We start from the raw sequence: 23,910 nt of genomic DNA, 5'->3' as shown, positions 1-23,910 counted from the left end.
ACGCTCTGCGGGATCTCACCGAGGCCTTTCCTCCCGCAGGAGTCTTCGGGTTTTTCCTTCGCTAGGAACAGCTTCCTGTTTATAAATGAGGGTACTAGACATTGCTTGGATTCACTTGGTACTCCATGAACCGTCTTATCAAAAGACATAGCTGGGAGAACAAGCAGAAAGTCTAAGAAAAGGAGAAAAGACGGACCCCCACTGTCTTTTTATGAAAAGAAGAGCCTATTTCCTGACAACCGTTTTTAAGATAGCTTGTTGAGTCTCAAGGAAAAGGGTTTCTACACTTGCGACATTCAGCATGCTTCTTAGCGCAGGTAGCTTACGCAGACTCCTGCGGGAACAGCGCGAGCTGAAGATCCACTTGGGAAAGCGGTTTTCTTTACCAAGTTAGCTGAAGCCGCGCCCGCGGAAAGCGAAGTATGCTGCCGAAGCGAGGGTTAACACTCTTATTTAAATAGGCAATGGCAATTTACATTACAGTTACTGCGCAGTTTCTTTCTAATGTGGCCAAAAATTTTAAAAACAACTATTTGTGGGAAAAGGGGCAAACGCTCTGATTTTTTATTGATTATCCATTTCCTCGACTAACAGCGAAAGTTCCTCCCAGCGTTCCATCGCCTGCTCCAAGTCAGCTTCCAGCTGCTCCTGTCGGGTATAAAGGTCCTGGACTTTTCCGAGGTCGCTTCCAGCCTGTTCAATTTCTTTTTTTACCGTCTCCAGTTCTTCTTCCAACTCAGTGATTTTATCCTCTATCCCTTCCCATTCCTTTTGTTCATGGTAGGAAAGTTTTTTCTTTTTCTTGCGTGGAGAAGCGGTTTGTTTGGCCGTATTTACTTTCGGCTGCTGATGGGATTTTGCCTCCTCCAGGTAATCACTATAATTTCCGTAAAAGAAATGGATATCATTCTGGCCTTCAAAAGCGATCAGACGGTGGACAACCCTATCTAAGAAGTAACGATCGTGTGATACGGTGATCACAACACCGGGAAATTGATCAAGATAGTCTTCGAGCACGCCGAGCGTCTCTGTATCCAGGTCGTTGGTCGGCTCATCGAGCAACAGGACATTCGGTTCCCCCATCAAAACCCGAAGCAAATACAGCCGTCGACGCTCCCCACCGGACAGCCTGCTGACATAGGTCCACTGCTGTGACCTGGGGAATAGGAAACGTTCCAGCATTTGCTCGGCGGTTATCACTTCTCCTTCGACATTGTGAACGACTTCAGCAGCCTCTTTTATATATTCGACGACACGCAGTGACTCATCCATTTCCGTATGATCCTGCGTATAATAGCCGATTTTCACAGTAGGCCCGATTTCCATTATTCCGGAATCGGGTTCCATTCTTCCTGCCATGATATTTAGAAGCGTTGTTTTTCCGCTACCATTGGGCCCGATAATACCGATTCGATCTCCCGGAACCACGAGATAATCCAAATCGGCAATATAGGATGTGCCTGCATAGGATTTGCTGATTTTCTCCAGCTCGATCACTTTTTTGCCCAAGCGTTGTGATCCGACCTGAAAATCGAGTTCCTGACCGCCTGTATCAAATGTGACTTGCTTCATTTCTTCGGCGCGCTGCTTCCTGGCCTTCTGCTTAGTAGAGCGTGCTTTTGCCCCACGGCGCAGCCATTCCAGTTCGCGGCGGAGAGTGTTTTTATGTTTTTGTTCATTCTGCTGCTCCAAAGCTTCCCGTTCTGCTTTCTTCTCCAAAAACGTTTCGTAATTGCCCTCGTACGTATATAAATTCCCTTTATCCAACTCATAAATCCGGTTGGTAATCCGATTAAGGAAATAGCGGTCATGTGTTACGAGAATCAAGGCACCTTCATATTGTGGCAAGTACCCTTCCAGCCATTCGATCGTTTCATTATCCAGATGGTTGGTCGGCTCATCGAGAATCAGCAAGTCTGCCGGCTGGATCAAAGCTCGGGCGATTGCCGTCCGCTTTTTTTGCCCGCCCGACAATTCGGCGGTTTTTTTCGAATAATCAGTAATGCCCAGTTTGGTCAAGATGGTTTTGGCGGCCGTATTAGCGCCCCATGCTTCCTGTTCATCCATGGATTGCTGTGCCTTCAACAGCTTCTCCTGTAGAGCCGTATTTTGCGGCTGTTCTTCAAGCTGTTGAAGTGTTTCTTCATATTGCCTCATGGTACGCATGATTGTCGATTCACCTTGATAGACCTGTTCCAGCACGGTTAAGCCATCATCTAAGTCAGGCTCCTGATTCAAATATTCAATACGAAACTCGTTGGCATGTTTAATGGTTCCACCCTCATTGGGCTCGATTCCGGCTATCACTTTCAGCAATGTCGATTTACCGGTTCCATTCACACCAATCAAACCGATTCGTTCCTTTGGTTCGATGGTAAATCCGATATGGTCGAACAATACCTTGTCACCGAAAGATTTATATAACTGTTCTACAGATAGGATACTCATTCAATCACTCATCCTTTTATGATTTAAAACGATATCCTTTCAATTATAAAGGATAATCAAAAAAGTTAACAATAACTGCCGCTGTCTCCCTTTGCTTAGGTTCAAAACTGGAGGAAGCATCTAATTGCAAAAGGCTGCCGGAACCGTTTCCGACAGCCTGATGAACTACCTTCCTCTCTTTTTAATGCTTACTGTTCTTTTTCAGAAGTCTGGTGTTTCCCCCAGTATTCTATTCCGGTAACACCATCAAGCGTTTCCCGGTAAAAGACAGGATCCTTGCCTTGCTTCTTTTGACTTAGATAGTCCGCCAGTGTCCGGTAAGCAACTTTTGAAAGCATGGCAATCGCATACAAGTTGATCAATGCCATGATCGCCATCGACAGATCGGCCAAGTTCCAAACAAGGTCGAATTCCTGCAAGGCGCCAAAGGTAACCATAAGCAGTACGGCCACTCGGTATACAGTCAGAGCCGACTTGCTCGATTTGATGAACTCAATGTTCGTTTCTCCGTAATAATAGTTACCAAGAATGGAGGAATAAGCGAACAGAAAAATAGCAATGGCTACAAAAACTGCCGCCCAGGATCCCAGCTGTGATTCGAAGGCACTCTGGGTAATCTGAATACCTTGCAGGGTGCTTCCGGCATATCCTTCTGTTGTCAAAATGATCAATGCAGTCGCACTACAGATGACCAGGGTATCGAGAAACACACCTAGTGTCTGGATGAGACCCTGCTTGACCGGATGTGTGACCTCTGCTGTAGCGGCGGCATTTGGCGCACTACCCATACCTGCTTCGTTGGAAAATAAACCACGCTTGATTCCCATCATGATGGCCGCTCCGAAGCCCCCACCGGCAATCTCCCGGATTCCAAAGGCATTGGCGAAAATCAACTGGAACATTTCCGGAATGGCAGTGACGTTCGCCAGAAGAATATAAATGGCGAGCAATACATACATAATGGCCATGAATGGAATGATGAACTGGGTCACTCTGGCGATACTGCGTAAGCCTCCAAAAATAACCACCGCTGTCAGGACAACCAGGATGGCTGCCATCCATCCCGGACTGATTCCAAACGATTCCTCAAATGCAAGGCGGATTGTATTGGACTGTACAGAATTAAACACAAGACCATATGTAAACGTTATAATAATGGCGAATACGATTCCGAGCCAGCGTTTCTTCAGCCCTTTTTCCATATAATATGCCGGGCCGCCGCGGTATTGGTTCTTATCTGGCACTTTATACACTTGTGCCAGGGTACTTTCCACAAAACTGGTAGCCCCGCCAATCAAGGCGATGAGCCACATCCAGAAAACAGCGCCAGGTCCACCGGCAGCGATGGCAGAAGCAACTCCCGCCAAGTTTCCGGTTCCGACACGCGAAGCTGTACTGATGGTAAATGCTTGGAAGGCGGATGTTCCCTTCTTCCCTTTCGCACTTATCGTCCGCTTATCAAATAACACCCGGAACATTTCCGGTAATAGCTTAAACTGCACAAACCTCGTGCGAATAGTAAAAAACAATCCCAGCCCGATCAAGACTGCTATCAACACGTAGCCCCATAGAAAGTCATTCAAAGTGGATAATATATCAGCAAACATACCGTTCCTCCTACTCCTTCTCGTCACCTGCTATCCTATGTAAAAAAACTAACAGCATCTATTTTTTACCCGTCCTGCCAGCCAGGCAAACCAACAGGCAGGCCCACTTATTCTTTCATAGTAAGCACGAGCGAGGATATCCCCGCTCGTGTAATTTGCCTCTATATTATCCTATCGGAGATAGGTTATTTTAGCAAATCGACGAATGCGTTGGCAGTCGACACACTCGATTGAGGATTTTGCCCGGTTACGAGATTTCCATCGGTAACCGTGTAATCGGAAAATGGCTGTCCTTGACTGAACTCCGCTCCCTCGTTTCTCAAGCTGCTCTCCAGTTTGAACGGAAGCTTATCCATCAACTTCATCTGTTGTTCCTCTTCATTCGTGAACGCTGTCATGCGACGTCCGTCCGCCAATTTACGCCCATTGTTAAGCGTTACATTGACAAAACCAGCCGGACCGTGACATACAGCTCCGATTGCTTTGTTTTTCTCTGCAAAGTCGCTTAATATTTCCTGGAGCGCACCATTGTTCGGAAAATCCTCCATGGTGCCATGGCCGCCAGGAAGAAAGATTCCGTCAAAGTCGTCTGGACTTTGTGCAGCAAGGTTTTCCGTATTCTCTAGCAATTTAACCGGTTTTTCCCATTCATCCGGCGCTTCATCTTCATAGCTGTTCGGATCAAGCGGGACATTGCCGCCACTCGGGCTTGCTACCGTGATATCGAATCCGTTCTTTTCAAAAATGCTGTATGGCTCACCGTATTCAGACAACCATAGTCCTGTTTGATGGTCTCCCATTTGTTGGGAAGAAGTAACCACCATCAATACTTTTTTTCCCATATGTGACGCCTCCTTCGATAAGGCTGGATTCACTTTTGCTATTCCATTTTCCACCCGATGTTAAACATGGTGCATGCATAAAAGGGAAGCGCCAGGAGTGACACATGCGGTTCACCAATTAGCTATAAAAAAAGCTGTCGCTTCAACGCGCGACAGCTTTAGAGCTTATGATTGGAAACGATAGATGACACCAAACGGATCGGTAATACTTCCGTCCATCCCGATCGTTTCCTGCCGGAGAAGCCGGTCAAAGTCATTTTGACTTACATGTGCAGTTACTGAACGTAAGCCGATCATTCCTGGTTCAGGAAGGGCCGCTCCTTCTCCATGCCAAGTATTTAAGCCAATGTGGTGATGATAGCCTTCAGCAGCAACAAACAACACTTGCGTTCCGAGCGCGATGGTTGGAGAAAATCCCAATTGTTCTACATAAAACTGTCGTGCTTTTGAAATAGAGGAGACATGAAAGTGCAAATGTCCGATCGTGGTCCCCTGCGGAAATCCGTGCCATTTTTCAGCTGAATGCAGCAGGTTCTGGACTTTTAGCGGATCAGCTGCTACAGGTAGTTCACCGTCCATCCCTTTCCATTCGCTCCTGTCCCGATCGGCATATACTTCGATTCCGATTCCGTCTGGGTCTTGCAAATAAATGGCCTCACTAAACCCATGATCAGAGGCACCGACAAGTGGATAGCGCTTCTCTATTATGTGCTGTAAAAAGGCTGCAAGGTTTCTCCGTTCGGGGACAAGGATAGCAAAATGGTAGAGCCCCGCCATATTTTCCGATGGTTTAATCGCTTTGCTGTCTGCATATAAACGCAACAGGACCGTGTTGTCCGGTGTCCCTAGAACAGCGGTGTTTGCTTTTGCCTCAAGAATGGAAAACCCTAGTGTATACCGATAGAAATCGAGTGACCGAGCTAGATTGTTTACCGTCAATTCGACTTCTTGCCATTGAAAGGCTTGCAAATTATCCTGGTTCATATTTACTATACCTTCTTTTTATGTTATTCTTAAAATAGTTACTTTTAGTAAGTAAGTGTATATTAGTAATATATTCCCGTCAATCTTTTTTAAAAAAGTTTTGCCTGAAAGATGGCGCACACAAAAGATGTAGGCCTATCTATCCGATAGTTCGAATTGAAGGCAGTATGAGACTTAGCAGGAGGGGGCTAAGTGAGACCACGCGAGCAAGATCATCAGTTGGTCCGTGGAAAGCGCAGGGCTAAGCATGGTTTAGCAATTGTGTGCGTACAAAAACAGTGTCCCGTAGTTTTCAGACTTCTTATACTCCCTTTTCTACTGGTGAATAATAAGATATATTAGTAAGTAAGGCAGGGGTGATATAGATGCAAGAGTTATGTCCTCGTTTCGAAAAGGCCATGCAGCTGTTCGGCAAACGCTGGGTGGGACTCATCTTGTTTGAGCTTCTCGATGGGGAAAAACGCTTTTCTGAAATGGAAGCGGAACTGCCAATCAGCGGCAGACTGTTATCCGACCGATTAAAAATGCTGGAACAGGAACAAATCGTGGAACGCAATGTGTACTCGGAATTTCCTGTCAGGATTGAATATAGACTTACGGATAAAGGAAAAGCCATGGAGCCAGTCATAAAAGAAATAAAAACCTGGTCCGAAAACTGGGTGGCTGCAGAAGAAGTCAACGAAACTTTATAATAGATGCAATCCAGCCGCTTCCACAGGAGCGGCTTTTTCTCCGTATAAGCGAAGTAAAAGATTAGTGCGTCGTGCCGACTAGCTTCGGCGCTCCTCACGGATGTTTAATCACGTTAAAGGTGTGTGCACAGTATTGAATGATCACAGTCAGGAAATTACCAATCACTATTGTCGGCAGGTAGACGCCGATGCCCGAAAAAAACTCGGTCAATATTTTACACCAAGCAATATTTCGGAAGTAATGAAAGCCTGGATTCTTGGCAATCCGGACTGCAGACATGTCGTAGACCCGGCTGTCGGTCTCGGAGAGCTTGTTACCGGTCTGCCCGGGAAGCTGACTGTGACGGGCTATGATATCGACCAGCAGATACTGACTTTTGCCCGACGACGCCTGGAAGCAGATAGAGCGAACGTCCGTCTTGTTGAACAGGACTTTTTAAAACTGGACTGGGAGAATACCTACCAAGGCATTATATGCAATCCACCCTATATCCGTTTCAAACACTATTCCGAAAAACAGGATTATTTACAATTGTTCAAGGAAAAACTTGGCATAAAGTTGTCCGGTTTCACCAATATATATGCATTGTTTTTGCTGAAAGCCATTCACCAGTTAGCCTACGATGGCCGTGCTGCCTTTATCATTCCTTCTGACTTTTTAAACGCTGACTACGGTGCGCCGATTAAGCAATACTTACTACAACAGCAAAACCTTCACGCTGTCGCGGTCACTAATTTTACGAAAAACTGGTTTGACCAGGCGGCTACGACGGCCGCACTCTTCTTTTTCGATAACAACCGGAAAAGCTCGACACTGGAATTCATTCACCTTAACAACCACGAAGAACTGGCTCAACTGAATGAATACATAAAAGTTTTTGGAGAACGGCCGCCCATCGGCCGGGTGTATAACTATACTGATTTGGATCCTCATTCAAAATGGCGCGGGTACTACCAGCCCTCCATTGAAAAAAACTACCGGCATATGAAACCAATCGCTGAATTTGCCAGGGTCAACAGAGGAATCGCGACAGGAGATAATAAATTTTTTTGTATTTCGGAAACTACCCGGAAGGAATGGCGGCTGGAAAAGGAAAATTTCCTTCCGTGCCTTTCCAAAGCTAGTCAAGTGACAGGGAACTTCTTCTTTTCCGACGACTATAAAGCACTAGTCGATTCAGGGGCTCCGGTCCTATTGTTGAATATTCAGGAAAGCAATCCCTCCAGTGGGCAGGTACGGGCCTATTTGGCTCATGGAGAAGCTTCCGGCAGCAGTACAAGGTATTTAACAAAGCGTAGGCGTCCATGGTACAAGAATGAAACAAGACTGCCGCCCGATATTTTTATTTCCACCTTCAGTCGAAAAAAGGTGAAATTCATCCGTAACGAAGCCGAAGTCAGGAGCTTGACCTGCTTCCATGGTTTGTACATGCTTCCGGAATACCGGGAAAAGCTCGAATTGTTGATGGCTTATTTTATGACGGGAATTTCCCAGGAGATATTGGAGGAATGTCAGCGCCAGTATGGAAAAGGACTGAAAAAGCTGGAACCAAATGATATTAAGCAGGCCATGGTCGTAGACCTGGATGTGATAACAGACGCAGAAGCTGCGGAAATCAAAGCGATTTACCAGAAGATAAAAAAGGATCAGTTGCAAGATTCAGAAAGAATGGCTCAACAGGAAGTACAAGAGCTGGAAGAGATTTTTGAACGGATTTTACAAAAGCATTGAACACCCTTCCCAAACTTATCAGCGTTGCGGACTATGTACTCCAGCGAGGCAGCCCTGGTCTGAAGACCTCGGAGAAAGCGTCCTTTGTGCTAAGGAAAGGCACAATAATTCCAGAAATTTTCCCTGCCAAAGCTTGCTGATTAGTGAATATTGAAGACGTGGATCGAAGCGTCATAGCACGTTTTATCCTGCAAAGCTTGTTCCTTCCGGGCGTATAAAAAAGCAGCTGCAAACTTGGACTCAGTTTGGCAGCTGCTTTTCATCTCTAATGGAGATCCTATTTTTCGTGTCTCGTATTTTCATTCCAAGGAAAGCCAGTGCCAAATGTACGAGCCATCTCTTTGGAATTACTTCTCCGCTGTTTACGGAGTTCCGCCCGTTTCGGGGCTTCTTCGTGTAAAAATTTCTCTTCTTCCGATTCCGGGTAGACCGGCGGCACCGTAACCGGACGGTTATCCGGCCCAATAGCCACCATGGTGACAAATGCTGTGGTACATACTTTGCGCTCGCCGGTATCCAGATCCTCTGTTACCGCTTTGATAAATACTTCCATCGATGTTTTGTGCGTCCAGGTTACGAAAGCTTCCAAACAAATGGTATCTCCTTCTCTTACCGGCGCCAGAAAATCGACCGAGTCGGTGGACGCCGTTACAACCGGCTTACGGGCATGCCTCCTGGCAGCAATAGCTGCCACGTCATCGATATGGGCCATCAGCCTGCCGCCAAACAATGTACCATGGCTATTTGTATCTGGTGGTAGAACATGCGAATTTTTCACTGTCAATGAAGCGACACAAGGTTTTGCTTCCATCGTGATTCCTCACTTTTCTGTTTAATTTATAGGATTGGCGAAAGCAGTCGGGCAATCGCCTCTTTGATTCGAATCCATATGGACCGCTGTAAATAAAGCTTATAGGACAACTGACTGGAATGCAAAATATCCTCATTGAACTTTTCTGCTAACTCACCGGCAACTTGCCGGTCATAAAGGAACGCATTTACTTCAAAGTTCAATTTGAAACTGCGTACATCAATGTTGGCTGTACCAATTGAGGCTATCTTTTCATCGACCACAATAGTTTTGGCATGAAGAAAGCCATTCTGATAAATATAAACATCTGCACCTGCTTTTAACAGGTCACCGATATTGGAATAAGTAGCCCAATAGACAAACGGGTGATCCGGTTTGTTCGGTATCATGATCCGCACATCAACCCCGGACAATACCGCAATTTTCAAAGCATCTGCCAGACTGTCGTCGGGAATGAAATAAGGCGTTTGGATATAGATGTATTCCTTGGCAGACATAATCATTTTGATATAGCCGTTTTTAATTTGTTCCCATTCCGAATCCGGGCCGCTGGAAACAATCTGGATTCCCACTTCTCCAGTCGGCTCGGCCGCATAGTACCGTTCTTCATACAATATATCGTTTCTGGAGGCTTGGTTCCAGTCCAGAATGAAACGGGTCTGCATGTTCCTTACCGCGTCGCCGACGATTTTGAGATGGGTATCACGCCAATAGCCGAATTTTTTGTTGTACCCCAAATACTCGTCACCGATGTTGAATCCGCCAATATAGCCAATTTTGCCGTCAATGATGGCAAGCTTCCGATGGTTGCGGTAGTTGATTTTCAAATTGACCTTGGGAATCAATGGTGGAAAAAAGGCCTCGACCTCTGCTCCTGCCGCCTGTATTTTGCGGATATATTTCCTGCTTAATTCCCTTGAGCCCATGTCATCATAAAGAATCCGCACCTGGACGCCTTGTTTGGCCTTTTTGATCAATGCATCGGCCAACAGTTCTCCAAGTCGGTCTGCCCGGATGATATAATATAACAGGTGTATATGGTCCTCTGCTTCTTCGATGTCCTGGAGCAGGGAATGAAATTTTTTCTGGCCGTCCGTAAAAACCTCGACACGGTTATCTTGGGTGAGGATGGCATCATCATTGCGTAAATGTAAGTAAAATAAGTCCTTATAAGGAATAAGACTCTCATCCTTATACTGAAAGCTCCCCTCTTCCAAAGCCCGCATTTGTGCCTGGACGGCAGTTTTGACACCAAGTCTGCTTTTGGTGTCCCACGTAAAGATTTTCTTATTACTCAGCTTGCGGCCAAAGATTAAATAAAGAAAGAATCCAGCGATTGGTATAAATAACAGTACCATCAGCCATGCCCAAGTTGATGAAGCGTCCCTTCGTTCTAAAAAGACAATTGCCAGTGCCAATAAGATGTTGAAAACTAAAATCGACCCAATGATATAAGGTAATATGATCATGATATCGATCACCATGTTTCTCCCCCCCTCCGCCATTATGTAGAAAGCGTGTTGTGAATGATTCGATTTGCCAGTCGATAAGGGCATTAGCAGTGTAATTATACTCTTCTCTCCGTATTTTTCCAAAACTATTTTCTTGCAAAGCTGTGTTCCTTCCCCGTAGAGCGTTAATCAATCTAAAATAATTGATTTTTTGGCTCAGGGGTTCTAAACTTACTCTATTCACTTTGCTTTAGTTTCTCTATACCTAAGCATATCGGAAAGAACCAATAGAAATTTAAAGAAAAAGAGGTTGACGTTATGGAAAATAAAGAATTCAAAGCAGGCGTCCTTTATACGGCCGCTGCTTATATTTTATGGGGCTTTCTGCCGATTTACTGGAAACTTGTGCAAAATGTTCCTGCTGGTGAAATTCTTGCACACCGAATTGTTTGGTCCTTTGTCTTCATGGTCTTATTATTGTCCTTTTCAAAAAAATGGAGACCGTTCATCCGGGAATGCAAGCAAATCCTACGTGACCGACAACGACTGGTTGGCATTACACTTGCCTCGATTGTCATCAGTATCAATTGGCTCGTATTTATCTGGGCCGTCAACAGCGACCATGTTGTACAGGCGAGTCTCGGCTACTATATCAACCCGTTGATCAGCATTATTCTCGGAATGGTCGTTCTAAAAGAAAAGCTGACGAAGTGGCAGCTGGTTTCCTTTTTACTAGCGGCAGCAGGTGTCGTTAACTTAACCATCAGCTTCGGTGTTTTTCCCTGGATTTCCATTATGCTGGCCCTCTCCTTCGGTTTATACGGCTTGTTGAAAAAAACAGTGGCCATCAGCGCGATGTTTGGACTGGCGATTGAAACACTGATTGTCATGCCAATCGCCTTGATTTATTTGGTCAGCCGGCAAACTGTTGCGGGTACAGCTCCGGAGGTCTTCACTTCCACCACTGGACTGTTGGTTTTAAGCGGCGTAGCGACAGCTGTCCCGTTATTATTGTTTGCCAGCGGAGCACAGCGAATCCCTCTTTCCATGGTCGGATTCCTGCAATACTTCGCCCCAACGCTGATGCTGTTTATCGGTGTATTTCTATATGGAGAAACCTTTACTCATGCACACCTAGTCTCTTTCACGTGCATTTGGGCAGCCCTTGCTATATATACTGTCTCCCGCACCAAATGGTTTCATCATTTGGAGTCGAGGTTCTCACGTAGTTATTAGGATTCATAATCAGGCTTTCCCTAAACCGGTTCCTTTTACCCTTCAAAAAGCGGAAAGGGAAAACGTTTTTTCATAAATAATGGTTGCTTCGTTCTGACAAAAGTGAATTGTCCCGCATAGTTTTCCTGCTATTCGCAAACTATATCCTTGCATGATTATACAGCAAGGAGTGAAAAAATGGGTATTTTAAGTGGAAATCCAAAAAACCAGCCAATGCATTATGGTGAAGTTTTCGGGATTTGGAGCAGTCTTGCAGGCAGTAAGGGCTTGATCGCAGGTTACCAAACCATGGCGAACCATACCGGCGACCGGGACTTAAAGAAATTGATTGAAGACATGATCCGGACGATGAAGCAGGAAAACGAAGAACTTGAGGAGCTTTTGAAAAATAACGGAATTGCTCTTCCTCCATCGCCACCGGAGCGGGCAAAAGCGGCTTTAGAACAAATCCCTTCCGGCGCAAGGTTCAATGATCCTGAAATAAGCGCCGCTATTTCCCGGGATATCGGGCAGGGGCTGGTTGCTTGCAGCCAAATCATCGCTCAATGCATCAGGGAGGATATCGCCATGATGTACGGCCAGATCCATATGAGCAAAGCACAATTCGGTGCCAGACTGCTACGGTTGAATAAAGAAAAAGGCTGGCTCATTCCGCCACCAATCCATAACCAAAACTTTGAATAAGCATTTCGGGGACAGTCCCTTCCATCGTTGCACGAGGATAGGGGTCTGTCCCCATTTTTTATCTCGCTTCGTTTACAAGGTAACAATATGTTTACAAGAGCAGGACCATTTGTAATATAAACGGCCGATTTTGAAGGCTGTCAATGCGGTTTTCCATGTAAATTTAACCAATTTGGCGGCTTTTTTGCATGGACAACGTTAATGGCAGAAGCCATTCCTTTCAACGGACGGTCCGGAGAATCTATTATTATAATAGGAAAGAAATAATCTTCGCGGAAATTATATACGAAAGAACAAGCTCCATCCCGTTTGTAAATGGTAAATAGCTCCTCAAATATTACAAAAAAACCATGCTATGATGTAACAGTAAAAAACAAAACGAAGAGGAGAGTGTAAGGAAATGTTCAAGAAAGTAAGTGTAGTAACAGGAATTTCAGCAGCATTACTTTTTGGAGGAGCTTTTTCTTCCTCAGTAGATGCGCATGCAAATAACGCAGACAACCAACAGGCAAAGTCCTACCAAGTCTATTACTCTGTAAATAGCTATGGTGGTGACTTTTCACAAAAAGATATTCAAAGTATGATAGATAAATACTTCAGCAAGAACAAATGGAGTCAGAAGCAGCAAGCTCCAGCGAAACAAGAACAGGCACAGCCACAAAAAGCTGAAGAGCAAAAACAGCAAGAACAAACAAAAGAGCAGCCTGCAGAACAAAAAGAGCAGGAAACTGCAGAACAAAAGCAACAAGCAGAGGCTCCAAGTAACGAGCAAGCTGAACAAGCACAAGCACCTCAACAAAACAACAATGAAGCAACAGCTGAAGAATCCAAACAAGAACAGACGCAAAATGCAGGACAAGAGCTTTCTCAGTATGAACAAGAAGTAGTAGAATTGACCAACCAGGAAAGAGCCAAGCAAGGCCTTGATCCTTTGGAAATCGATACGGAACTAAGCAAGGTTGCACGTGAAAAATCAGCAGACATGGCTCGTAATGGTTACTTCGATCATAACAGCCCAACCTACGGTTCTCCATTCGATATGATGAAGCAATTCGGTATCTCCTACAACACCGCAGGGGAAAACATTGCCAAGGGACAGCGTACTCCGGAAGAAGTAGTAAACGCTTGGATGAACAGTGAAGGCCACCGTAAAAACATTCTTAACGGCAACTTCACGCATATCGGTGTCGGTTATGTCGAAAATGGCAACGTTTGGACACAACAATTCATCGGTAAATAATAGACAAGTAGTTTTGGACAAGGGCTGCCTCATTCGCCGGTAAATGGCTTATGGGGCAGCCCTTTTAATTGGGGTCAGTCCCTCCCATCGTAATACGGTGGGAGGGACTGACCCCAAAATTTTCTTATTATTTTTTGTAGGGGTTGGGCATGGTTGGTTCGTCTATAAAGTGAAATGGTGAGGAGAGGAGGAGCATCCATTCAAGATGAACTGCTTATCAAGAAAATAAAAACAGGCAATCAACAGGCACTGCGTCTGCTGATCGAGCGTTATAAGCACCATGTATTCAAGGTGACAATGAGCGTGTTGCATGACGAAAAAGCAGCTGAAGACGCCGCACAGGAGACATTTATCAAGATGGTAGATGCCCTCCCCTCCTACCAGCATCAAGGTTTTAAAACCTGGCTTGGTCGGATAGCTTTCCATAAAGCGATCGACTCCCGTCGAAAACAGCAGCGAATGAAAGAAGATGTCAGCGGACCATATCATGAATATCACCATGGCCAGGTTGACAGTGCGGAAGAACAGGTATTGCTGCAAGAAAGAAAACAACGTATCCGCGACCAAATCGAGCAGCTTCCGGAAAAACTTCAGTTTGCTGTCCGCTGCTATTATTTAGAGGGCATGTCCTATGCCGAAATCGCTAATCAGCTTGACCTGGCCGAAAAGACAATTGAAGTACGGCTGTACCGAGCACGAAAATGGATGAAAGCCCATTGGAAGGAGGATGATTTTTAAATGATACATATTGAAGAGGAATTGTGGCACTACATAGAGGAAACAATCGATGACCAGAGACAACAGCAAATCGAAGCCCATTTGGAGAGTTGCGAACAATGTTTTGACCATTACCTTGCATTACTTGACCAATGGGAACCACCAGGGCATCTAGCCGATCCGTTTACCGAATCAACCATAGACAAAATAAACGTTCAACAAGTACTGCCCCGAATGGACAGACAAAAAAACTCATCCTCTCCATCCAAGGAAGTAAAAACCGTAAGTCATTATTTATTGGCTGCAGGCCTAACTATTGTATTAATGGCAAGCGGCATCTTCCAGGGCGTTTTGCATATAACCGATCAAACGAGTCTAAATAGCCGGCCGTCCATGACAGACAGTCTCATGCAAAAAACGGACAGCTGGCTGACGCAACTAATGAAGGGGGAAAATCAATGAATAAATCATCTGTACTTGCATTCTTTTTAGCGCTTATTCCCGGTTTCGGCCACATGTATCTTGGTCAAAAACGTAAAGGGGTGCTCTATCCGTTTCTTTTCTTCGGCACAATAGGATTGGGAGCATTTGCTTATTTCATCTCTGCGATTGATGGATTCATCCCCTTGACACTGCTTGTCGCCTTTCTGATTTGGGCAATAAATGTCATCGACATGATTATTACTCTATTGATGCGGAGCAAAATACAGACTGCCGGTCAGTCGGCCGACACTAATGTTGTATCTCCGAATCCGATTGTTTCCCAACCGGAGAATTACAATGAACGATTCACGACGATTTTACTGTCATTCATCCCTGGGGTCGGCCATTTTCAACTCGGTCTGAATCAGAGAGGACTAACGTTTTTGGCTGGTTTTTTCGGTGTAGCCTCAATGATTTTCTTTGTTGCTTTTGTCAGCCATCAGGGAGGGTTTTTAATTTTTCTGCTGGCCATGCCGATTATCTGGATATACAGCTTTTTTGACGCGATTCAGCAATTGAATAAAAAACAGAACGGAGAAACGTTAGAGGACCGTACAATTATCGAAGATCTGGACCGGTATCGTGAAGAAGGTAAGAAGAGCAAAATGCTAGCCACTATTTTGGCCATTTTTCCAGGGGCTGGCCATATGTATTTAGGACTACAACGAAGAGGCCTGCAGTTAATGGCCGCCTTCCTGCTGTCTATCTATGTACTGGACGTTTTGCGTCTGTCCATCTTTTTATTTTTGATACCGATCATCTGGTTTTTCAGCTTCTTTGATGCCTTGCAGCATTCGAGCAAATCTGAACAGGAAGATCTTCAGGACGTACCGATTGTCAAGTATTTAGCCAACCATCAAAAGTGGCTGGGCATTGCCCTTTTAGGACTTGGTCTTTTCTACATTGCCGATTCAATCCTGCTGCCAGTCTTCGCCGAACAGGTACGTAACGTCTTTCAAATCGACCTTTGGTATTACTACCATCAATATTTTCAGGTATCGGTCGTTTGCCTCCTGCTGATTGCCGGGGGAATCCGCTTGATTGTCGGAGCAAAACCTAGTAAAGGAGGAAATGAACAATGAAGAAATGGCGGGTAGGATCTATTTCGATGGGTGCAGCACTCATTTTACTGGGCGTGGTCATCATGCTCTCTCAATTTCTAGAATGGAATGCAACCACGGTTTTGCTGGCCTGGTTTCCGCTTATCCTGGTTGTTTTAGGGGTGGAAATCATCCTTTATGTCTACTTATCTCAACAGGAACAGCCAGTAGTAAAATATGACTTTTTATCGATTATTTTTATTACTTGTCTTGGCGGGATTGCCCTTATTCTATTTATTGGCGCCTCCACGGGGGTGCTGGACAAAATAAAAACCACTGTTCAAGCAGAAGAGGTCGAAGCAACATTACCGCCGATCGAAAAAACAGTCGATGAAAAAGTTAAAAAAATCGTTTTGGAATCGGCCGAGGGAACGTCGCTGGAGACGAATAACACAGGGGATGTTCATATATTTGGCACCTTTCATTCAAGTACGATGAGCAAGAAGGATATCAGACCGGAGGAAATCGCCTCTTTCCATCAGATTGGTGATACGATGTATATTGAAATGCTGGAAGCACCTTCCAGCCGATTCGGCTACGATGAAAGCCAATTTACTGCTACTGTTTCTATTCCCGGCAACCTGGAAACCGAAGTCCGGTCCTGGCTGGATGAAGCGCATCTAAACCTGGCTGCTATCAAAAGTGACTGGTCGCTAAAAGAGGTTGATCAGGTGTATCTGACTAATACAGATACGGCCGATGTTCAACTACAGGCAGAAAATATCTGGCAAGAGGAAGGCAGTGACCAAACAGAGACTTTCGGAAAAGGCACCCACCTGCTCGACATCGAAGCAGCCAACCAACTGTACACCAAATAAATTCTTTATCCTGGTAGAGCGTTGGGGGACAGTCCCTCCCATGGTGTTACGATGGGAGGGACTGTCCCCCACTTCCCAAAAATTTTTTCTTAATGGGGTTGACTCGATCGATAGGGTGATTTATAATTCTTTCAAAGATTGAAATTTTCTAACAAATCGAATAATAAGACTCTTATCCAGAGCGGCGGAGGGACTAGGCCCGATGATGCCCGGCAACCTTCAGGCAATGATGCTTGAAAAGGTGCCAATTCCTACAGGTCTATGATCTGACAGATAAGAGGAGGACTACGAATATAAGCCCTCTTCTTAGGAAGAGGGCTTTTCTATTCCCCTCTTTCCAACCCAACATTTCATTACCTGCTCTCACGGCCTTAGGTGCAATTTTTCCCTAGCATTATCACAATTAGGAGGAATTAAAATGACAAACCCTTTCCATTTACAAGGTACCGAAACGCAACTACTTCACGGAGGACAGACACCTGATCCGGCGACAGGGTCCCGGGCAGTCCCTATCTATCAAACAACTTCTTATGTTTTCCGTGATACCGAGCATGCACAAAATCTTTTTGCCCTTGCAGAACCAGGCAACATTTATTCGAGGATCATGAACCCGACTGTCGATGCATTTGAACAACGAATCGCTCTGTTGGAGGACGGCGTCGCGGCGGTAGCAACCTCGTCCGGCATGGCTGCCATTACCCTGTCGATCCTGAATCTTGCCGGGAGCGGGGATGAAATCGTGGCCGACAGCAATCTGTACGGCGGCACCTATAACCTTTTCGTCAAAACGCTCCCTCGCTATGGAATCAATGTCACCTTTGTCGATGCTTCTGATCCGGAAAAAGTCCGGGCAGCTATTACGGACAAAACCAAAGCCGTCTTCGGGGAAATCATTACCAACCCCAGCCTGAATGTACTTGATGTGGAGACAATCGCTGCAATTGCACATGAGCAGGATATTCCATTGATTATCGATAATACCTTCGCCACTCCGTATTTAACCAAACCAATTGCCTGGGGGGCTGACATCGTGGTCCATTCCGCGACCAAATGGATCGGTGGACATGGTACAACAATCGGAGGCGTAGTAGTCGATGGCGGGCGTTTTGACTGGAACAATGAAAAATTCCCTGAATTTATTAATCCCGATGAAAGCTATCATGGCATTCGCTATGCGGTCGACACTGCCCCGGCAGCCTTTGCTACAAAGTTACGTGTACAGCTGCTGCGCGATATTGGTGCCTGCCTAAGCCCACAGAACGCATTCTTACTATTGCAGGGATTGGAAACATTGCATCTGCGTATTGAAAAACATAACCAAAATGCTCAACAGGTCGCCAAGTACCTAAGCGATCATCCAGCAGTGGAATGGGTTGCATACCCGGGATTGGAAAACCATCCTTCCCATCAGCTCGCAGAAAAGTATTTAAACGGAAAAGCCGGCTCCATTATTACTTTCGGCATCAAGGGCGGTCGTGATGCCGGACGGCAGCTAATCGACAACATTACCCTATGGTCGCATGTTGCCAATGTCGGGGATGCCAAATCGCTGATCATCCACCCGGCTTCTACAACCCACCAGCAGCTGGATGCAGATGGATTGAAAGAAAGTGGTGTAACGGAAGAATTGATTCGTTTGTCAATCGGTATTGAAACGGCAGAGGACTTAATCCAGGATCTCGATCAGGCAATCGCCAACGCTACAGGAACACAACCCACCGTTACCGTCACAAACGAAAAGGCAATCCAGTGGGCGCTTCACTCACCATTCGACCGGACAAACGGACTGCGGCAAAAGACAATCGCCGTTCTTGGAATAGAACCCGATACTAATTTGCCGGTGTATCAGACAGCTGCGAAGTTGCAAAACCTTGGTTACAAAATCATTCCGGTTCATACTGGAAGTGAGACGATCCTTGGTGAGACACCAATAGCAAATGTGGAAGCAATAGAAGAAGAGGTCGATGTTGTTTATACACAGGACACGCTGGCGGCTGAGGCCCTATTGGCAAATGAAAGCCCGGTAAAAACAAAAATACTATGGCTCGATTCTCAGGAAACCAGCCTCGATGTCACTGACCAGGCGCGCGTACAAGGGATTACCGTTGTCGAAAGTCTTTGCCCATATCAGGAAGCGGTAAGATTGAGAAGCGGAGAAACCAGACAACAACTTATCCACGCCTGATCTAGAGAATAGAAGGATTCCCCTCATTAAAAAGCCGTTTGGAATTATCCAAGCGGCTTTTTTGTGTAAGGTGTCTGCCATTCTTCACTGCATAAATTCGTTAAATCCTTTCATACTATTCCTAAAGAGGAGGAAACATGGATGGACTTTCCGACTATACATACAAACTTTTGGGACGCTGTGATAGCAGTGCCTGCCGTCATGATCACAACTCAATTGATAAAAGTGTTTTTTCGCATTCCAAAAAAGTTTGTTCCGACGCTTGCACTGGGTATTGGGTTGGCGATTTCTGTTCTCATCAGCCACCGTGGCAGCATAATTGCAGGAATTTTCATGGGCTGGTTTTATGGCTATGCTGCTATCGGTTCTTATGCATCCTTAAAAACGACGATTATCACCTTTCTACACAAACGAAAGCATAAACGACTGTCGTCTCTCGGTTGATCAACCAGCTTGCTAATATATGTTTTTCAGCTCCCGCACCTCTTCCTCTAGCTGTTTCACCCTTTCCCGAAGTTCCTTTTTTGGTTCAGAAATTCTTCTGCCAATCATACCAAAAAAAGCCGAACAGAGCTACGATTCCGCCGGCGATTGCCATGACAAACAATAAACCTATTTCTGCAAAGATTATCCCTCCCTCTTTCACTAATAAGTCCGCTCTTTCTCTTTTTTTAACCCGGCATTCCAACACGCTTGTTCTGATGAAGAATATCCTTTATCGTCTTATCAAGCGTATCAAACCTGAATTGGAAGCCTTCCCGTTCCAAACGTTCTGGAATTACCCAGCGGCTTTTTAATACAAGTTCCGTTTCCGTCCGGATCAATACTGCCCCCATTTCCAACATCCATTTCGGTGCTGGCAGACCTATCGGGGCATTCATTTCCGTTCTTAATAGCTTCATCAACTCCCGATTGCTGACGGGATTTGGTGCTGCACAATTAAAGACCCCGCTCAAGTCATCCCTTCCAAGCAAAAACAGGGTGATTTGAAATAGATCCTCTACATGGATCCAGCTGAATTTTTGCCTTCCAGACCCCTGGACACCGCCGAGACCGAATTTCACCAGATTTAAATAAGGAGTCATCACTCCTCCCTTTGGTCCTAAAACGATAGCAGTTCGGAGTGCAGCTTGTCTTGTTTTCGGTAAATCAAAGGAAAAGAATACTTCTTCCCATTTTTCCGCCACATCCACAGAAAACCCTGTGCCTGTTTCTCCGTTTGTTTCCGTCATCGGCCGATCCTCCGCATGCCGGTAAATGGTAGCGGTACTGGCATTAAGCCAAACTGGCGGCGGGTTATCACAAGCCCTGATGGCTTCGCCGAGTATCGTTGTCGTTTCGATTCTAGATTGCATGATCTCCTGCCTGTTTTTATCATGATAACGGCAATTGACCGATTTACCAGCGAGATTGACGAGCAAATCTGACGCTTCCAGCGCCTCTTTGATGGCATTTCTGTCATCCCATGTTATGTAAGAGGACTGTCTCGATATAATGCCTACGTCATACCCCTTCTCTTCGAATCTCTCTTTGAAATAATTACCGATAAAGCCTGTTCCTCCTGCAAGGATCACCTTTTTCATCGTAAAAACCCCAATCTGATTTTTTCTGAATTGGTCGTCTCTTGGTGTTTTGCGTTTATTTTAACATAGTTAACTATTTGTAACGGCACTTCAGCGTGAAAAGAGGAAGGACTATGACTCCTGCCCGAGTCCGCTTTCATCCGTAAAGGAAATTGGCGTGTTGGACAGTGTTGCCCTCATCAATTGAAAAACATCTTCTTGAGCTAACAACTCCTCACTTTCCGATATCATAGCTTGTACCCTCATGCCATATCCAAGAATAGTGAAGAAAGCAGATATTTTTTCAGCATCCAATATATCGGGTATCGGCCCTCCATTTTGTCCTGCTTTAATCCACTTTACGGAGTGCTGAAAAAATGCATTCTGGAATTCCTCTAAGATTTCTTGATCCTCTGGTTTATTTTGGTGGCTTACTAAATAAAAGAAAATTTGGTTGGAAACGCTCCTTTTGGAATGAATAAAGGATTTTAATGTCTGGCGAAGCGGTTCGCCCAATTCCATTTCCTTTTGTTCCTTCATACTACTTTGAAACTGCTTATCAACTTGTTCTAATTGATGCTTCAACACCAAGACAAACAATTCATTTTTACTTTTAACATAATGATAGATTGCGCCTTTTGAAAGACCGCTACGCTGTATGATTTCATTCAACGTTGTCTTCTGACAACCTTTTTCAGAGATGATTTTTTCGGTTACATTGATTAGTTTTTGGAAGCTTTCATTCTCATGCATGTTCTGTACACTCCTAATAATCATATAACTTAACTATACAGAGCAGTAAAGTTTCTGTAAACTGATTGCAAACCGACCGTCGGTATGTTACTTTTTTCTTATAAAACACCCTATTAAGGAGGGGATAAAATGGCAGGTACAACTCAAGGGAATTCTAATTTTTATCGTTCATGGTTTGGTCAAGAACGCTTATTACTGATCACAGGAGGAATCGGCATTCTGCTTGGCGGGGTTTGTCTTTTCATGATGCTTTTCAAGGGAGCTGCAATTCCTCCGGAGGGGGATTTGTTTAAAGCGGTATCTTTTAATGTTGCTATCGGAATCTTTTTAATTACGACGGCCATACTACTACCTTTAGTCGAGATGCCTGACTCTAAACAAAGGTTATTTCGTTGGAGCCTCTTTGTCAGCAGTCTATATAGTTGCGGCGCAGAAACCATTCAACACCTTCGAGGTATAAACCCTCGTTTTACAGTAGCCGGAAATCTGATTGACCAAGTAGCAGGCGGGGTTTTCGGACTTGTATCCTTATGCATAGTCGGGCTATACATTATGTTGGCCTTCTACATCTTCCAGCCTGTTATGCTGAAACAACATCCACTATTTACCCTCGGTTTAAGATACGGTATTCTATCTACGCTGATTTCCTTTGCGGCAGGTGTCTGGATGATTGTATTGCAGGGGCGATTTATCGGCATGGATGGAAATATTATCTGGTTCCATGGTTTGGGATTTCACGGACTACAAGTTATGCCACTTCTTGCCTGGGCTTTCGTACAATCCTATTCTGATAAAAGAAAGCAACAGAAACTGATCCACTTAACTGGATGGGTTTGGAACTTATCACTAGGGATGATCGGCATACAAACAGCACTAGGAAAATCACTTCTCCAGCTAACCATTACCTCTGCCGCATTCTACTTACTAACAATAGCCTTTTGTACAATCTTTCTTTTAACTGCTTTTCAATTTTTTAAAAATTCAAAAGGGATTGCCTCCATTGCTCCAGAAGACAAAGATTTAGCAAAATAAGCTTTAACAATGTATAGATCACAATCTGTATTCCTCCATGTCTCCTATAGAAGTATCAGCTGTTTCACTAGATGCGCATGGTCCCCCACTTCAGAGTCCACTGCAGACGTTTCTGGCAAATGAAAGAACCTGCGGTGCTATACCAGATTGTCATAGGAAAATTTTCATTTTATTAAATAGAAAAACAAATTTGTTACAAAAATGTGAAAAATGACGTTTAAACGTAACTCTAGCCCGGAACAGTATTAATGTAACAAAATTCTCAAGGAGGTTTTACTATCAGTAAAAAAGTATGTGCTGTACTCGTCGCTTTGTTTGGAATTTTGGGATTACATAGCTCTGTTTCAGCTGAGGATCACGGGAATCCTCCGGTCGAAGAGCTGGAAGCACAGTTCAACAGTTTGATGGATTTAGAGACAAATGAGGATGGCGAGGTAAAAAAGTACAGTTCCAAAGGACGCCTTGAGCAGGAATTCAAAAGCATCATGGTTTGGCCATTGGCCGATCATTTTGTTGATACGTATTTCGAAGAAAAAAACGGAAAATTATATAAAAAAGAAATAGATGGACCTTATCGGTTACAAACGGACGAGGACTATTCGTTAGAAAAAATCAATGATAGCGAGTACAAACTTACCCAACAAGGAGAAAATCAGCTCAGAGGAAGTTATACACTTACAATCACGTATAGCTATGAGGCAGGAAAATGGGTGTTTGCAGACAGAATGGATCATGTTTCTGATCAGGGTGGACAAATGCCGGACACAGCTACTTCCCTGCCAACGATGATGATGTTCGGTATTATTATTAGCGCCATAGGATTATTGGTGCTTACTTTAAGAAAACGATTAATGGCCTAAACGGGGTGTTTTGTAATGAAGATGCTCGGTTTCTTCCTACTAACAGCCGGCACTGCTATTGTATTGTGGAGCGGATATACGTGGTGGCAGCAAGGAAGTGCGGTTACCCATCAACCTGAAAAAGTCGAAGAGGCCCATCCTGAATGGGAGAATACAAAACCGCAAAAGACCTTGAAAACGAACAGTGAAGATACGGATTCTCTTCATTTTCAATCAGGTGAAAAAGTCGGCCAACTAGATATTCCCCGTATTGGCAATGAATATGAGGTGTTTTGGGGAACAGGTCCCGAGGTTCTTAAGCAAGGTGTAGGGCTCCATGATAGTAAATGGACCGTAACGCCGAATCAAACGGGACATGTAGTTTTGTCTGGACACAGGGATACTGTCTTCCGTCATTTGGATCAAGTAGAAAATGGGGATCATCTCTACGTCACCTTTGAAGGAGTGACTTATGATTATCAAGTTAACAAGACCTGGATAACAGATAAAGATGATCGTTCGGTAATCGTGAAGAAGGAAGAACCGACATTGACACTTACAACCTGCTATCCTTTTGACTTTATCGGCTCTGCGCCAAAACGTTATATTATCCAGGCAGCATTGGTTGGAAAAGACGTAACTGCGGCCTGATAAAAAGTCAGCTCATGTAAGGATGAGCTGACTTTTGATTTTG

General features: G+C 44.7%; 22 protein-coding genes and 1 riboswitch. Of the genes, 14 read left to right on the top strand and 8 right to left on the bottom strand.

What is annotated here, in order from left to right; genetic code table 11:
- Window positions 1-564 precede the first annotated feature (564 nt).
- The 4 genes from BLR82_RS12495 to BLR82_RS12480 form a co-directional block, all read right to left on the bottom strand.
- Window positions 565-2,448, bottom strand: coding sequence for an ABC-F family ATP-binding cassette domain-containing protein (locus tag BLR82_RS12495; protein WP_074599800.1), 1,884 nt, complete (start codon window positions 2,446-2,448; stop codon window positions 565-567).
- Between the two features lie 188 nt (window positions 2,449-2,636).
- Complete coding sequence (locus tag BLR82_RS12490) at window positions 2,637-4,055, bottom strand: alanine/glycine:cation symporter family protein (protein WP_074599799.1); 1,419 nt, start codon at window positions 4,053-4,055, stop codon at window positions 2,637-2,639.
- Window positions 4,056-4,240: 185 nt separating this feature from the next.
- On the bottom strand, window positions 4,241-4,897 hold the full coding sequence (locus BLR82_RS12485; protein WP_074599798.1) for a type 1 glutamine amidotransferase domain-containing protein: 657 nt from the start codon (window positions 4,895-4,897) through the stop codon (window positions 4,241-4,243).
- A 165-nt stretch (window positions 4,898-5,062) separates the two neighbouring features.
- Window positions 5,063-5,881 (bottom strand): VOC family protein, encoded by an 819-nt coding sequence (locus tag BLR82_RS12480; protein WP_074599797.1) that lies wholly within the window; start codon window positions 5,879-5,881, stop codon window positions 5,063-5,065.
- Window positions 5,882-6,246: 365 nt separating this feature from the next.
- Between BLR82_RS12480 and BLR82_RS12475 the strand changes: the two genes are divergently transcribed.
- Window positions 6,247-6,573 (top strand): winged helix-turn-helix transcriptional regulator, encoded by a 327-nt coding sequence (locus tag BLR82_RS12475; protein WP_074599796.1) that lies wholly within the window; start codon window positions 6,247-6,249, stop codon window positions 6,571-6,573.
- A gap of 133 nt (window positions 6,574-6,706) precedes the next feature.
- A complete protein-coding gene (locus tag BLR82_RS12470; RefSeq protein WP_074599795.1) occupies window positions 6,707-8,305 on the top strand; it encodes an HsdM family class I SAM-dependent methyltransferase in 1,599 nt (532 codons plus the stop codon).
- A gap of 277 nt (window positions 8,306-8,582) precedes the next feature.
- On the opposite strand, the gene BLR82_RS12465 is transcribed toward BLR82_RS12470, so the two are convergent.
- The gene (locus BLR82_RS12465) at window positions 8,583-9,116 is read right to left on the bottom strand and encodes an acyl-CoA thioesterase (RefSeq protein ID WP_074599794.1); all 534 of its coding nucleotides are present in this window, start codon (window positions 9,114-9,116) and stop codon (window positions 8,583-8,585) included.
- A gap of 26 nt (window positions 9,117-9,142) precedes the next feature.
- The gene (gene cls, locus BLR82_RS12460) at window positions 9,143-10,585 is read right to left on the bottom strand and encodes a cardiolipin synthase (RefSeq protein WP_074600077.1); all 1,443 of its coding nucleotides are present in this window, start codon (window positions 10,583-10,585) and stop codon (window positions 9,143-9,145) included.
- Window positions 10,586-10,885: 300 nt separating this feature from the next.
- Between cls and rarD the strand changes: the two genes are divergently transcribed.
- The 9 genes from rarD (at window position 10,886) to BLR82_RS12415 (ending at window position 19,474) form a co-directional block, all read left to right on the top strand.
- Window positions 10,886-11,803: an EamA family transporter RarD gene (rarD, locus tag BLR82_RS12455; protein WP_074599793.1), complete on the top strand. Its 918-nt coding sequence runs from the start codon at window positions 10,886-10,888 to the stop codon at window positions 11,801-11,803.
- Window positions 11,804-11,980: 177 nt separating this feature from the next.
- A complete protein-coding gene (locus BLR82_RS12450; protein ID WP_074599792.1) occupies window positions 11,981-12,487 on the top strand; it encodes a DUF3231 family protein in 507 nt (168 codons plus the stop codon).
- A 400-nt stretch (window positions 12,488-12,887) separates the two neighbouring features.
- On the top strand, window positions 12,888-13,727 hold the full coding sequence (locus BLR82_RS12445; RefSeq protein WP_074599791.1) for a CAP domain-containing protein: 840 nt from the start codon (window positions 12,888-12,890) through the stop codon (window positions 13,725-13,727).
- A gap of 177 nt (window positions 13,728-13,904) precedes the next feature.
- Window positions 13,905-14,465 carry an RNA polymerase sigma factor gene (locus tag BLR82_RS12440; protein ID WP_245693800.1) on the top strand — a complete coding sequence of 187 codons (561 nt, stop codon included), beginning with the start codon at window positions 13,905-13,907 and terminating at the stop codon, window positions 14,463-14,465.
- A complete protein-coding gene (locus BLR82_RS12435; protein WP_074599789.1) occupies window positions 14,466-14,906 on the top strand; it encodes an anti-sigma factor family protein in 441 nt (146 codons plus the stop codon). It abuts the gene before it with no gap.
- A complete protein-coding gene (locus BLR82_RS12430; protein WP_074599788.1) occupies window positions 14,903-16,009 on the top strand; it encodes a hypothetical protein in 1,107 nt (368 codons plus the stop codon). The genes BLR82_RS12435 and BLR82_RS12430 overlap by 4 nt, the downstream gene beginning before the upstream one ends.
- The gene (locus BLR82_RS12425; protein ID WP_074599787.1) at window positions 16,006-16,845 is read left to right on the top strand and encodes a hypothetical protein; all 840 of its coding nucleotides are present in this window, start codon (window positions 16,006-16,008) and stop codon (window positions 16,843-16,845) included. Before BLR82_RS12430 ends, BLR82_RS12425 begins: the two co-directional genes overlap by 4 nt.
- Window positions 16,846-17,014: 169 nt before the next feature.
- A riboswitch (SAM riboswitch) is annotated at window positions 17,015-17,125 on the top strand.
- A gap of 138 nt (window positions 17,126-17,263) precedes the next feature.
- Window positions 17,264-19,030 (top strand): PLP-dependent aspartate aminotransferase family protein, encoded by a 1,767-nt coding sequence (locus BLR82_RS12420; RefSeq protein WP_074599786.1) that lies wholly within the window; start codon window positions 17,264-17,266, stop codon window positions 19,028-19,030.
- 141 nt (window positions 19,031-19,171) lie between these two features.
- Window positions 19,172-19,474 (top strand): hypothetical protein, encoded by a 303-nt coding sequence (locus BLR82_RS12415; protein WP_074599785.1) that lies wholly within the window; start codon window positions 19,172-19,174, stop codon window positions 19,472-19,474.
- Between the two features lie 227 nt (window positions 19,475-19,701).
- Here BLR82_RS12415 and BLR82_RS12410 read toward each other — a convergent pair whose 3' ends face one another.
- On the bottom strand, window positions 19,702-20,613 hold the full coding sequence (locus BLR82_RS12410; RefSeq protein WP_074599784.1) for a TIGR01777 family oxidoreductase: 912 nt from the start codon (window positions 20,611-20,613) through the stop codon (window positions 19,702-19,704).
- Between the two features lie 111 nt (window positions 20,614-20,724).
- Window positions 20,725-21,345 carry a TetR/AcrR family transcriptional regulator gene (locus BLR82_RS12405; RefSeq protein ID WP_175486804.1) on the bottom strand — a complete coding sequence of 207 codons (621 nt, stop codon included), beginning with the start codon at window positions 21,343-21,345 and terminating at the stop codon, window positions 20,725-20,727.
- A 129-nt stretch (window positions 21,346-21,474) separates the two neighbouring features.
- Between BLR82_RS12405 and BLR82_RS12400 the strand changes: the two genes are divergently transcribed.
- From BLR82_RS12400 to BLR82_RS12390, 3 genes are all read left to right on the top strand, one after another.
- Window positions 21,475-22,377 (top strand): hypothetical protein, encoded by a 903-nt coding sequence (locus tag BLR82_RS12400; RefSeq protein ID WP_074599782.1) that lies wholly within the window; start codon window positions 21,475-21,477, stop codon window positions 22,375-22,377.
- 311 nt (window positions 22,378-22,688) lie between these two features.
- Window positions 22,689-23,237, top strand: coding sequence for a hypothetical protein (locus tag BLR82_RS12395; RefSeq protein ID WP_217629892.1), 549 nt, complete (start codon window positions 22,689-22,691; stop codon window positions 23,235-23,237).
- Between the two features lie 15 nt (window positions 23,238-23,252).
- Window positions 23,253-23,867 (top strand): class D sortase, encoded by a 615-nt coding sequence (locus tag BLR82_RS12390; protein ID WP_074599780.1) that lies wholly within the window; start codon window positions 23,253-23,255, stop codon window positions 23,865-23,867.
- The last annotated feature ends 43 nt before the right edge of the window (window positions 23,868-23,910 follow it).

Origin of the sequence: Sediminibacillus halophilus (genome assembly GCF_900103695.1) — a bacterium.
Taxonomy (GTDB): domain Bacteria; phylum Bacillota; class Bacilli; order Bacillales; family Amphibacillaceae; genus Sediminibacillus; species Sediminibacillus halophilus.
This window is presented reverse-complemented; position numbering and strand designations above follow the sequence as displayed.

Bases quoted from the DNA above. Each gene is read 5' to 3' on its own strand.
- BLR82_RS12495 (WP_074599800.1), bottom strand. From the start codon at position 2,448: ATGAGTATCCTATCTGTAGAACAGTTATATAAATCTTTCGGTGACAAG.
- BLR82_RS12475 (WP_074599796.1), top strand. From the start codon at position 6,247: ATGCAAGAGTTATGTCCTCGTTTCGAAAAGGCCATGCAGCTGTTCGGC.
- BLR82_RS12400 (WP_074599782.1), top strand. From the start codon at position 21,475: ATGGCAGGTACAACTCAAGGGAATTCTAATTTTTATCGTTCATGGTTT.
- BLR82_RS12465 (WP_074599794.1), bottom strand. From the start codon at position 9,116: ATGGAAGCAAAACCTTGTGTCGCTTCATTGACAGTGAAAAATTCGCAT.
- BLR82_RS12490 (WP_074599799.1), bottom strand. From the start codon at position 4,055: ATGTTTGCTGATATATTATCCACTTTGAATGACTTTCTATGGGGCTAC.
- rarD (WP_074599793.1), top strand. From the start codon at position 10,886: ATGGAAAATAAAGAATTCAAAGCAGGCGTCCTTTATACGGCCGCTGCT.
- BLR82_RS12410 (WP_074599784.1), bottom strand. From the start codon at position 20,613: ATGAAAAAGGTGATCCTTGCAGGAGGAACAGGCTTTATCGGTAATTAT.
- BLR82_RS12450 (WP_074599792.1), top strand. From the start codon at position 11,981: ATGGGTATTTTAAGTGGAAATCCAAAAAACCAGCCAATGCATTATGGT.
- BLR82_RS12435 (WP_074599789.1), top strand. From the start codon at position 14,466: ATGATACATATTGAAGAGGAATTGTGGCACTACATAGAGGAAACAATC.
- BLR82_RS12420 (WP_074599786.1), top strand. From the start codon at position 17,264: ATGACAAACCCTTTCCATTTACAAGGTACCGAAACGCAACTACTTCAC.
- BLR82_RS12390 (WP_074599780.1), top strand. From the start codon at position 23,253: ATGAAGATGCTCGGTTTCTTCCTACTAACAGCCGGCACTGCTATTGTA.
- BLR82_RS12425 (WP_074599787.1), top strand. From the start codon at position 16,006: ATGAAGAAATGGCGGGTAGGATCTATTTCGATGGGTGCAGCACTCATT.
- BLR82_RS12405 (WP_175486804.1), bottom strand. From the start codon at position 21,345: ATGCATGAGAATGAAAGCTTCCAAAAACTAATCAATGTAACCGAAAAA.
- BLR82_RS12415 (WP_074599785.1), top strand. From the start codon at position 19,172: ATGGACTTTCCGACTATACATACAAACTTTTGGGACGCTGTGATAGCA.
- BLR82_RS12445 (WP_074599791.1), top strand. From the start codon at position 12,888: ATGTTCAAGAAAGTAAGTGTAGTAACAGGAATTTCAGCAGCATTACTT.
- BLR82_RS12480 (WP_074599797.1), bottom strand. From the start codon at position 5,881: ATGAACCAGGATAATTTGCAAGCCTTTCAATGGCAAGAAGTCGAATTG.
- BLR82_RS12430 (WP_074599788.1), top strand. From the start codon at position 14,903: ATGAATAAATCATCTGTACTTGCATTCTTTTTAGCGCTTATTCCCGGT.
- BLR82_RS12485 (WP_074599798.1), bottom strand. From the start codon at position 4,897: ATGGGAAAAAAAGTATTGATGGTGGTTACTTCTTCCCAACAAATGGGA.
- cls (WP_074600077.1), bottom strand. From the start codon at position 10,585: ATGATCATATTACCTTATATCATTGGGTCGATTTTAGTTTTCAACATC.